Raw genomic sequence first — 11,648 nt, 5'->3', positions numbered from 1 at the left:
GTGATTTATTGGGCGGTCTTACGCCAGATCGCGGGTTGCCGCCAGAGCCTGCCATTCCGGCTGGAGCAGTGACATCTGCACGAGGTCGGTAAAGCGGCCGTCCGGCCAGCCATAGGCGCCGCATTGCACGCCTTCCTGCCGGAAGCCAACCTTTTCATAAACCCGCTGCGCACGAAGATTATGGGCATGTGCACTGAGCCACAGGCGATAGGCGTTCAACTCCGTGAAGGCCCAGTCCGTCACGCTCTGCATCATGGCCGTGCCGATACCATGACCAGCCTGCTCCACCACGACACGTTTGATATAAATATTGCGGAAATGGTGGTGGATGTTTTGCAGAATGACCAGCCCCACGGGCACGCCGTCATCCTCACCGATCATCACGGCGGAATCGGCTTTCGCCATTTCCGCCCGGTATTCATCCTCGGTAAAGCGGCCTACCAGTTCCGCATAGCCGGGCTGCCGTTCCGCCGACATCATGAAGTCGATATCGGTCTCGCTTGCACGGCGCATGCGGATGGCTGGCATCAGGCAAGCTCCACGGCCTCGATCTTCTTGCCGACGAAGCGCAGCGCCACGCCGCCATTGATAAGCTTCAGCGCATAATCGCCGAAAAGCTCGCGCCGCCAGCCGCTCATGGCCGGAACCTCGGCCTTTTCGCCGTCCAGCGCAATCTTTTCCAGATCGTCGGTATTGGCGATCATCTTGGCGGCCACGCCATGCTTTTCGGAGGTGAGCCGCAGCAGCACCTTGAGAAGCTCCACCGCCGAGGCCGTGCCTTCGGGCACATGCGCCTGCCGCTGGATCTGCGGCCATTCGGCCTTGGGGATGGCGAGCGCGGCATTGACGGTCTCGACAATGGCAGAACCCGAAGACGAGCGTTCCCACCCCTTCGGGATCGTGCGCAGACGGCCCAGCGCCTCGGCATCCTTCGGCTGCTGTTGGGCAATTTCAAAGATCGCATCATCCTTCAGCACGCGCGAACGCGGCACGTTGCGGGCGCGGGCCTCGCGCTCGCGCCAGGCGGCGACGCCTTTCAGCACCATCAGTTCCTGCGGCTTGCGCAGCCGCATTTTCAGCCGCTGCCAGGCGTCATCCGGATGCAGATCATAGGTTTCGCGGGCTTCGAGGATTGCCATTTCCTCCTTCAGCCAGCCAGCGCGGCCTTCGCGCTCCAGTTCATCGCGCAGCTTCAGATAGACATCGCGCAGATGGGTGACATCGGCCAAGGCGTAATCGAGCTGTTTTTCCGAGAGCGGGCGGCGGCTCCAGTCGGTAAAGCGGGAGCTTTTGTCGATCTGCACATTCTTGATCTTCTGGACCAGCTGGTCATAGGACACGCTGTCGCCAAAGCCGCAGACCATGGCCGCGACCTGGGTGTCGAAAATCGGATGCGGAATGAGATTGCCGAGGTGAAAAATGATTTCAATATCCTGCCGGGCGGCGTGAAACACCTTGGTGACGGCGGAATTGGCCATGAGTTCGAAAAACGGCTTCAGATCCAGCCCTTCGGCCAGGGGATCCACGATCACCTCCAGCGTCGGGCTGGCCATCTGGATCAGGCAAAGCTCCGGCCAGAAAGTGGTTTCCCGCAGGAATTCAGTATCGATGGTGATAAAATCGGATTGCGCGAGTGTGGCGCAGGCCGCTTCCAAATCTTTGGTTGTAACAATCATTTCGCCCCAGCGTCTTTTTCGTAATCAGTCTTTAGTTCTCCCTCACACAGCGGATGTCAAGTTCATGACATGTTTGTGAGGACGCTTTGGCGGGCATCCACGATAATTTGAAGGCGATATAGCCTAAACGACACGAATATAGGACGTCATGCCGGTTTTCTGGTGTTCGATGATGTGGCAATGCAGCACCCAATCACCCGGATTATGCGCCACCAGGGCAAGCTGAACCTTTTCATCCGGCAGGACGAGATAGGTATCGGAGATCAACGGATCGACCGGGCCTTTCGATGAAGCGACCACCTTGAAATTCATGCCGTGCAGGTGAATGGGGTGGGCATGCGGCGTGGTGTTGACGAGATCGAAGACATAGCTTCGCCCCTGTTTCAGCTCGGCCAGCGGCGCCATCGGATCGGGCGTATCGCCCGGCCAGACCACCTTGTTGATGGCCCAGAAACTGTAGCCCAGTGTGCCGCAGATCGAATCGCGCGCGGCGTTTTCCGCCGTGGAGCTGAGGACAAGCGGAATATGCTCGGCGCTGCCGAGATCCGGTTCCTCGAAGGGATTGGGCTGTAGGGCCGGGGTATCGGAAAGCGTCCGCTTGAGGGAGGCGCCTGCCGCCTGGAAGCGCGCCACCACCTTCGGCGTGCTGGGGCGCAGGTCGACGAGGCTTGCTTCCTGTCCCTCGCTGTCGGGCATGCGGATGGCAAGATCGAGCCGCTGGCCGGGCGCGACCACCGCCATATCCAGAGGTTTCGGCTTTGCCAGCGGCTGGCCGTCCAGCGCCAGCACCATGGCCTCCGCGCCGTCGAGCTTCAAATTATAGATGCGGGTGACATCGGTGGCCGCCAGCCTCAGCCGCACCAGCCCGCCTGTGGGGGCCTGCATGCGCGGTTCCACCTGCCAGTTCGCGCCGCGCACCGTGCCGAAGGTTCCGGCGCGGGCGGTATCGCGCGGCTTGAAAAGCTCGATGAACTGGCCGTCTGACCCCAGCCGCCAGTCCCGCAGGTTGAGCGTCAATTCCGCATCGAACACCGGATCCTTAGGGTCTTCGACGATCAGCAGGCCGGTCATGCCATGGCCCATCTGCTCCAGCGTGCTGCAATGGGGATGATACCAGAAGGTGCCCGCATCCGGCGGTGTGAAGGCATAGTCGAAGTGATCGCCCTTGTAGACATAGGGCTGGGTGAGGAAGGGCACGCCATCCATGGCGTTTGGAATGCGAAGCCCGTGCCAGTGAATGGTGGTGGCATCGTCCAGCCGGTTGATCAGCCGGGCGGCAAAGGGCGCGTTCCGTTTCAGGCGCAGCACCGGCGGCATCGGGGAGGACTCACCGGGCAGGCTGTAGGTGAAAACGTTCTTCGTCGTATTGCGCCCATCCAGAATGGCGGTGGTGGTCTTCGCCTCGATTTCCAGCGGCGCTGCGGCCACGCCCGCCTCAGCAAAGCGATTGGCGGCAGCAAGGCCAAGACCGTAAGCACCGATGAGCGCTGAACCTTTAAGAAGCGTGCGGCGGGAAAGAGACGGCATGACAGGCTCCGAAACTGAATGTTCCCTCTTAAAGTTGAGGGGCAAATTCATCAATAGGGCGCGAGGCCGCAGGAATCACGAATCGTGTCACGCAGGCGGATGCGTGCCACAGAAGCGAAACCCGAGGAATGCGGGAGGAATGGGCGATCCGCCTTGACAAATCAGGCGCACCATGCGCGTTTCCGCCCAAATTCTCCGTTGCGGGCCGTGGGCTTTTCGAAGTCCGGGCCATGCCAAGATGTAAAGTCCAGGAACCTCCACAATGCATCGTTATCGCAGTCACACCTGTGCCGCCCTTCGCAAAGCCGATGTCGGCTCGACCGTTCGCCTTTCCGGCTGGGTTCACCGCGTCCGTGACCATGGCGGCGTTCTCTTTATCGATCTGCGCGACCATTATGGCATTACCCAGGTGGTGGCCGATCCCGACAGCCCGGCCTTCAAGGCGGCTGAAACCGTGCGCGGCGAATGGGTCATTCGCATCGATGGCGTGGTGAAGGCCCGCACCGACGAAACCGTCAACAAGACCATGCCGACCGGCGAGATCGAGCTTTACGCCCACGAGATCGAAGTGCTTTCAGTGGCGAAGGAACTGCCGCTGCCGGTGTTCGGCGAGCCGGATTATCCGGAAGACGTGCGCCTGAAATATCGCTTCCTCGATCTGCGCCGCGAAACCCTGCACCGCAATATCGTCAAGCGCACGCAGATCATTTCCGCCATGCGCAAGGGCATGGGCGAGATCGGCTTTGCCGAATACACGACGCCGATCCTGACAGCCTCTTCACCGGAAGGCGCGCGCGACTTCCTCGTGCCGAGCCGTATCCATGAAGGCAAGTTCTTCGCGCTGCCGCAGGCGCCGCAGCAATACAAGCAGCTGCTGATGGTGGCCGGTTTCGACCGCTATTTCCAGATCGCGCCCTGCTTCCGCGATGAAGACCCGCGCGCCGACCGTCTGCCGGGCGAGTTCTACCAGCTCGACGTGGAAATGAGCTTCGTGACCCAGGAAGATGTCTGGGAAACCATGGAACCGATGATGACCTCGGTCTTCGAACAGTTTGCCGAAGGCAAGCCGGTGACGAAGAACTGGCCGCGCATTCCCTATGACGAAGCCATCCGCAAATACGGTTCCGACAAGCCGGACCTGCGCAACCCCATCGTCATGGAAAGCGTGACCGAGCATTTTGCCGGTTCCGGCTTCAAGGTCTTCGCCAACATGATCGCTTCCAACCCGAAGGTGGAAGTCTGGGCCATTCCGGCAAAGACCGGCGGTTCCCGCGCCTTCTGCGACCGCATGAATGCCTGGGCGCAGAGCCAGGGCCAGCCGGGCCTGGGCTATATTTTCTGGAAGGAAGAAGAGGGTAAGGTGGCAGGCTCGGGCCCGCTCGCCAAGAATATCGGCGAAGAGCGTACCGCCGCCATTGCCGCCCAGCTCGGTCTCGGTGCGGGCGACGCCTGCTTCTTCGTGGCCGGTGAGCCTTCGAAGTTCTACAAGTTCGCCGGTGAGGCGCGTAACCGTGCGGCGGACGAGCTGAACCTGATCGACCGCGACCGTTACGAATTCTGCTGGATCGTTGATTTCCCCTTCTACGAGTGGAACGAGGACGAGAAGAAGATCGACTTCGCGCACAACCCCTTCTCCATGCCGCAGGGTGGCATCGAAGCCTTCGATTCCAAGGACCCGCTGGAGCTGAAGGCTTATCAGTATGACGCGGTGTGCAACGGCTTCGAAATCGCGTCCGGCTCGATCCGTAACCAGTCGCCGGAACTGATGGTCAAGGCCTTCGAAAAGGTCGGCCTCAGCCAGACGGATGTGGAAGAACGCTTCGGCGGTCTTTACCGTGCCTTCCAGTACGGCGCACCTCCGCATGGCGGCTGCGCCTTCGGCATCGACCGTGTGGTGATGCTGCTGGTGGGGGCGAAGAACCTCCGCGAAATCTCGCTCTTCCCGATGAACCAGCAGGCGCAGGATCTGCTGATGAACGCGCCGAGCCCGGCTACCCCCACCCAGCTCAGGGAGCTGGCGCTGCGCGTCGTGCCATCCAAAAAGGATTGATCGCTGGCGGCGGCCGGGCCGCTCAGGTGCAGTACCGGTATGTCTTATGAACCCTTGGTCGCGTCGGCGGCCAAGGGTTTTTTATTGCGGCCAGCAGGTGTGCCTGCTCGCTGCCGAAGTATTCAAGGATTTATTCTATATAGATTGAAATTCATATTTACTTACATCAAATAATAATAAAATACATATTGCTTAAATATATGTATTATATTCAAGTTTAATCTTTTTTTCAGAAACTTCGGAATAGTTTCGGCAATCTCAGGTAGAGAATTTTGGTTGCAAGGCGTGGGTTTCGGCAGGTGTCAAACCCATCCTGTTCACGCCGGTAAGGGCGGCGCATGCAGCCATGGCTCCTCTCCTGATTCATGCAGTTTCTATCATCCGCGCTTTTGATGAGCGGGGTCCGGGGGTCTTATGAGTATTCTGAGCAGAATCGGTATCGGCACGAAGATACTGGGGATCGTGCTGCCCTTGTGCGTCATCGGCATTGGCGCGTCAGCGCTCTTGTCGTTGAAGTTCAACGATTCGCTGGAGGTGAACAAACGCTTCATCGACGTCGATCAGGCAGCTGCGGTGACCCTCTCGCGTATCACCCGCAATTATCAGGGCGTCGGTTACCGGGCCTATGAGGTCTATGCGCGTCCGGCAACATCGGTCGGCGGTCAGCAGGCCCTGGCCAAGTACAAGGAAAACCGCGAGCAGTTGTTGACGCGGATCGATGAGTTCCGCCGCCTGAAGCCGGAATATGACGCTACTTTCCTGCCGGTGGTCGAGAAGACGCGCAAGGTTCTGGCGCTGGTCGACCAGTCTGTCGAGGCTGGTGCGAAGGATCAGAACGATCTGGCCTTGAGCCTTCTCGATCAGGCAGGTGATTTGATGACGCCGGTCGAGGACGATCTGCGCAAGATGCTGCAAAAATTCGTCGACCAGACCGCCACGGAAGCGTCCAAGCTGAAGTCAGACGCCGATAGTTCGATCCGCATCATTCTGGCCGGTCTTGGCGTTGTGTTTGCATTGATGATCGCCGCCACGGTGATCGTGTTGCGCAAGGGCATCCTGCATCCCCTGCATGCCGTTCGCCAGCGCATGGAGGCTCTGGCCAAGGGCGAGACAGCGGCTGAGGTTCCCGGCGTGGATCGTGCCGACGAATTGGGCGAGATGGCGCGCGCCCTGCTGGTCTTCCGGGAGAATGCACTGGCCCGCATTGAGGCCGAGCGTCGCGCCGATGAGCAGCGCAGCCTTTCCGAGGAGGAGCGGCAGGCCCGGGATGCCCAGAAAAACCGCGAGGCCGAAGAGATTCGCTTTGCCGTGGAGCAGCTTGGCGCCGGCCTTCGTCACCTTTCGGACGGCGATGTGGCTTACCGGATCGAGACGCCGTTTGCCGAGCGTCTGGACATGCTGCGCCGCGACTTCAACGAATCGGTGATGAAGCTCAACCAGACACTCACCGCCGTGGGCGAAAATGCCCGTGCCATCGATGCCGGTGCCAATGAAATTCGTGCGGCTGCCGATGATCTCTCCCGCCGCACGGAGCAGCAGGCAGCATCGGTGGAAGAGACCGCTGCCGCGCTTGAGCAGATCACCACCACCGTCAAGGATTCCACGCGCCGGGCGGAGGATGCCGGAAGCCTGGTCGAGCGGGCCCGCACGGGTGCCGAACATTCCGGTGAAGTGGTGCGTCAGGCCGTCGAGGCGATGCAGGAGATCGAGAAGTCCTCTGCGGCCATCGGCAATATCATCGGCGTCATCGATGAAATCGCCTTCCAGACCAATCTTCTGGCGCTGAATGCAGGCGTTGAGGCCGCGCGCGCCGGTGAAGCGGGCAAGGGTTTCGCGGTCGTTGCCCAGGAAGTGCGCGAGCTTGCCCAGCGCTCGGCCAATGCCGCCAAGGAAATCAAGACACTGGTGGCCAATTCCAGCGCACAGGTGGAAAACGGCGTGTCGCTGGTGGATCGCACCGGTCAGGCACTGGTGCAGATGGTCGAGGAAATCCAGGACATCAACCGCAATGTTCGCGCTATCGTGGAAGCCGCCCGTGAGCAATCCGTCGGCTTGCAGGAGATCAATACGGCGGTGAACTCCATGGACCAGGGCACGCAGCAGAACGCCGCCATGGTGGAGCAGCAAACGGCGGCAAGCCACAGCCTTGCCCGGGAGGCGGCTTCGCTCAACGAATTGCTCTCGCACTTCAAGCTGGGGCAGGGGGCCGGGCAGGCGCTGAGGCCCGCCACGAGCGCCAAACCTGCCGAAGCGGCGGCGGTGCGGCCAGTCACCAGCACGAGCGCCAAGCCTGTGGCTGCGGCAAAGGGACAAAGACCCATTACCTCACCCGCCCGCGCCATGGCCAGCAAGCTCGCACAGGCCTTCTCCGGCAAGGCCACCAGCGCAGCGGCTGTGGAGGCCTCCTGGGAGGAGTTCTGAGACCGAGTTGGACGGTTGATGTAAAACGAGAAAAGCCGGGGCAGTCTGCCCCGGCTTTTCTCTTTCAAGAGAGGCGCAAAGCGCGCTTCCTTGCGTTCTCCCTTATCATTGTGTGTTTTCACTCGGCCTCGTTGGCCGTGACCTTCGCACCCAGGAGTTTCGGCAGGGTTTCCGGTGCGCCCATGGCCGCACCCGCGATCATCGGGAAGGGCACCGGGTTTTCCGGTTCCGCGGAAATATCCAGGCTCTTCGGGTTATCGAGATAGGCGTTGACCGCTGCCGAAAGCTCCTGCTGGAACGCACCAAGCTTCGCCTGGGCCAGCATCATCGGCACCATGGCCTTGATCATCTGCGTCATGTCCTTGCCGGAAACGCCCTGCTGGGCACCGGCATAATCGAGCGCCCGCTTGGTAATGCCGGCATCGTCGAAGCGAATATCGGCGCCGAGGAAGGACATCTGCTGTATCAGGCCCAGCATGGCAATGCCGGCGGCCTGCTGTGCCTGCTGGCGAGCCTGCTCGTCGCCGTTCACCTCTTCCATGCGCTTGGCGGTTTCCTGGAACTGCTTCACCAGGTCCAGCGTGTAGCCGGAGAGGCTGAAGGCCATGCTGAGCTTGCCGACCCGATCGAAATTCAGGGTGTAATCTTCTATATCGATGGTGCCGGATTGCAGCTCCCAGCTTCCCTTCATCGCGACTTCACCCGACAGCGTCTTGAGATCGAGCTTCTCGATCGTCTCCTGGGCCTTCGGATCCTTGACATCGCTCAGGTCCACCTTGATGCCCTTGACGGCGCTGTCGAAGGCGAGCGATGCGCCGTCATCCTCCACCGACGTATTCACATCGGCGCTGGCGACGCTCACCACCGGCTTGCCCTCGCTGGTGATGCTCATGGGGCCGGCATGCGCCTTCTCATAGGTCATCATGGACGCAATCGTGTCGCCATTGGTGTTGGCGGGGATGGAAACGCCGGTCATGTAGAGATTGTCAGCCCGGATAGAGCTGGTTTCCTGCGTCATGTTGAGCGGCTGGAAATCCACCCGCTCGATTTCGTAGGAACCATCTTCATTGGCGGTGACGCCGCTGAGGCGCACGTCGCCCACCGGAATGGCGCTGGCATTGGGGCCGGAAACGGCAAGTGTCGCGCCCTTGAGCACGGCGTTGTCACCGGAAATATCCACGGAGACGGCGGCAAGCTTGACGCGGCCATCGCCATAGGCGGCATTGATCTTTTTCAGAAGGTCCTGGCCGTCCAGCGCCCAGGCGAAGGAGGGCATGGCAAGAATGGCGGCTGTCGCCATGAGGCGGCGGGTAAAATGAAATGTCATGGCGAAGTCCCCTTGAAATAGCTTTGCGCACATTTTTTCCAAGACGCGCGCTGAACTCGAGCCTGGAGCGCCGGTCTATCCGGTCGGACCGATACTTGATCCTGCCCCTCTCCAAGCAGCATGGTTTTTATAAGGCGGCTTATGCTGCCGCCAAGCGTTTTTGTGGGGCGCATGCAGATTTCGCAAAATATCGTAAGCTTGGGCAAAGCTGCTCATCCACAGGCAGAACCCCTTGAATCCTTGCTGTTCCGGGGCATCTCGGCTAGGGAAGAAACATGGGAAAAAGTCTTTTACCGCCTGATGACGGCGGCGATCACATCACTCCGGTCGATCTGAAGTCGGCGCTGGAAGAGCGCTATCTTGCCTATGCGCTCTCCACCATCATGCATCGGGCGCTGCCGGATGTGCGCGACGGGCTGAAACCGGTGCACAGGCGAATCATCCACGCCATGAGCGAGATGGGCATCCGGCCCAATTCCGCCTTCAAGAAATGCGCCCGTATCGTCGGCGACGTGATCGGTAAGTTCCACCCGCATGGCGACCAGTCGGTCTATGATGCGCTGGTGCGTCTGGCGCAGGATTTTTCGCAGCGTTATCCGGTCGTGGACGGGCAGGGCAATTTCGGCAATATCGATGGCGACGCCGCCGCCGCCTATCGTTACACCGAAGCGCGGATGACCGAGGTTGCAGCGCTGCTGCTGGAAGGCATCGATCAGGATGCGGTGGATTATCGGCCCACCTATAACGAGGAAGACGATGAGCCGGTCGTGCTGCCCGGCGCTTTCCCGAACCTCCTGGCCAACGGCGCGTCCGGCATTGCGGTGGGCATGGCCACCTCCATTCCGCCGCACAATGCTCATGAAATCTGCGATGCGGCGCTTTATCTGATCAAGAACCCCGGCGCGCCCGTGGAGGAATTGCTGGCGGACCCCGCCCATCCCGAGCGCGGCGGTATCGAGGGACCGGATTTCCCGACCGGCGGCATTATTGTCGAGAGCCGCGCCAGCATGGTCGAAACCTACCGCACCGGGCGTGGCGGTTTTCGCGTGCGGGCGAAGTGGGAGCAGGAGGATCTGGGCCGGGGCGGCTATCAGATCATCATCACCGAAATTCCGTTCCAGGTGCAGAAATCCCGGCTGATCGAAAAGATCGCAGAACTGCTGATTGCCCGCAAACTGCCGCTGCTGGAAGATGTTCGCGATGAATCGGCGGAAGATGTGCGCATCGTGCTGGTGCCGAAAAGCCGGACGGTGGATGCGACCCTGCTGATGGAATCGCTGTTCAAGCTCACCGAGCTTGAAAGCCGCATTCCGCTCAACATGAATGTGCTGAGCCAGGGCAAGGTGCCGAAGGTCATGGCCCTTAATGAGGTGCTGACCGAGTGGCTGGGGCACCGGAAGGACGTGCTGGTACGCCGGTCGCGCTTCCGGCTGGCGGCCATCGACCGGCGTCTGGAAATTCTCGGCGGCCTGCTGATTGCCTATCTCAATCTCGATGAGGTGATCCGCATCATCCGCGAGGAGGACGAGCCGAAGGACGTGCTGATCGCCACCTTCTCGCTCACCGACAACCAGGCCGAGGCCATCTTGAACATGCGGCTGCGCAATTTGCGCAAGCTGGAAGAGTTTGAAATCCGCAAGGAGCATGAGGCGCTCTCCGCCGAAAAGGCCGAGATCGAGACGCTGCTCGCCTCCGATGACAAGCTCTGGCAGACGGTGGCCTGGGAAATCGGCGAGGTGAAGAAGAAATACGCCAAGGCCACCGAGCTTGGCCGCCGCCGCACCGCCTTTGCCGATGCCCCCGATGCCGATCTGGAGGCCATTCAGCAGGCGATGATCGAGAAGGAGCCGATCACCGTCGTCGTTTCCGAAAAAGGCTGGATCCGGGCGCTGAAGGGACATATCTCCGATACGTCCGGTCTGACCTTCAAGGAAGGCGATGGGTTGAAGGTGGCCTTCCCGGCCCAGACGACCGACAAGATCCTGCTGGTGACCACCGGCGGCAAGGTCTACACGCTGGGCGGCGACAAGCTGCCGGGTGGCCGCGGCCATGGCGAGCCGATCCGTATCATGGTGGATATGGAAAACGACCAGGACGTGCTGACGGCTTTTGTGCATGATCCCGCCCGCAAGCTGATCCTGGCATCGACGGCGGGCAATGGCTTCATCGTGCCGGAGAGCGAAATTGTTGCCAATACCCGCAAGGGCAAGCAGGTCATGAATGTCAGCCTGCCGGATGAAGCCAAGCTCGTGGTGCCCGTGATGGGCGATCACATGGCCGTGGTGGGAGAAAACCGCAAGATGGTGGTGTTCCCGCTGGCGCAGGTGCCGGAAATGACGCGCGGCAAGGGCGTGCGCTTGCAGCGCTACAAGGATGGCGGCATTTCCGACATCAAATGCTTCGCGTTGAGCGATGGCCTGACCTGGGAAGACAGCGCCGGTCGCAGCTTCAGCAAGAACAAGGACGAGTTGATCGAGTGGCTGGGTGACCGCGCCAGCGCCGGTCGCACCGTGCCAAAGGGCTTTCCGCGCAGCGGCAAGTTCAGCGGTTGAGTTTTGACCCTGCTGCATAATTCCTTAAATCGGAATCGATTTAAGGATAAAATTATGCAGCAGATTTAAAGTGTTACAGCGTCCTTTGTGCGCCA

General features: G+C 60.5%; 7 protein-coding genes. 3 read left to right on the top strand and 4 right to left on the bottom strand.

The genetic code is table 11. The features are described 5' to 3' along the window. Positions 1-18 precede the first annotated feature (18 nt). From QO005_RS02135 to QO005_RS02125, 3 genes are all read right to left on the bottom strand, one after another. Positions 19-528, bottom strand: coding sequence for a GNAT family N-acetyltransferase (locus QO005_RS02135; protein WP_307156308.1), 510 nt, complete (start codon positions 526-528; stop codon positions 19-21). Continuing rightward, on the bottom strand, positions 528-1,676 hold the full coding sequence (gene rnd, locus QO005_RS02130) for a ribonuclease D (RefSeq protein ID WP_307156307.1): 1,149 nt from the start codon (positions 1,674-1,676) through the stop codon (positions 528-530). The genes QO005_RS02135 and rnd overlap by 1 nt, the downstream gene beginning before the upstream one ends. 123 nt (positions 1,677-1,799) lie before the next feature. Further along, on the bottom strand, positions 1,800-3,203 hold the full coding sequence (locus QO005_RS02125; RefSeq protein ID WP_307156306.1) for a multicopper oxidase family protein: 1,404 nt from the start codon (positions 3,201-3,203) through the stop codon (positions 1,800-1,802). Positions 3,204-3,465: 262 nt separating this feature from the next. On the opposite strand from QO005_RS02125, the gene aspS reads away from it, so the two are divergent. After that, positions 3,466-5,253, top strand: a complete 1,788-nt coding sequence (gene aspS / locus QO005_RS02120; protein ID WP_307156305.1) for an aspartate--tRNA ligase — start codon at positions 3,466-3,468, stop codon at positions 5,251-5,253. 414 nt (positions 5,254-5,667) lie between these two features. Continuing rightward, the gene (locus QO005_RS02115) at positions 5,668-7,674 is read left to right on the top strand and encodes a methyl-accepting chemotaxis protein (RefSeq protein WP_307156304.1); all 2,007 of its coding nucleotides are present in this window, start codon (positions 5,668-5,670) and stop codon (positions 7,672-7,674) included. Between the two features lie 118 nt (positions 7,675-7,792). Here the strand turns inward: QO005_RS02115 and QO005_RS02110 are convergent, their stop codons facing one another. Next, on the bottom strand, positions 7,793-9,001 hold the full coding sequence (locus tag QO005_RS02110; protein ID WP_307156303.1) for an aq_1923 C-terminal domain: 1,209 nt from the start codon (positions 8,999-9,001) through the stop codon (positions 7,793-7,795). A gap of 275 nt (positions 9,002-9,276) precedes the next feature. Here QO005_RS02110 and parC point away from each other — a divergent pair, with 275 nt between their 5' ends. Next, entirely contained in the window at positions 9,277-11,553 is a 2,277-nt protein-coding gene (gene parC / locus QO005_RS02105; protein ID WP_307156302.1) for a DNA topoisomerase IV subunit A, read from the top strand. The last annotated feature ends 95 nt before the right edge of the window (positions 11,554-11,648 follow it).

It is taken from the genome of Allorhizobium paknamense, assembly GCF_030815125.1.
Taxonomy (GTDB): domain Bacteria; phylum Pseudomonadota; class Alphaproteobacteria; order Rhizobiales; family Rhizobiaceae; genus Allorhizobium; species Allorhizobium paknamense.
This window is presented reverse-complemented; position numbering and strand designations above follow the sequence as displayed.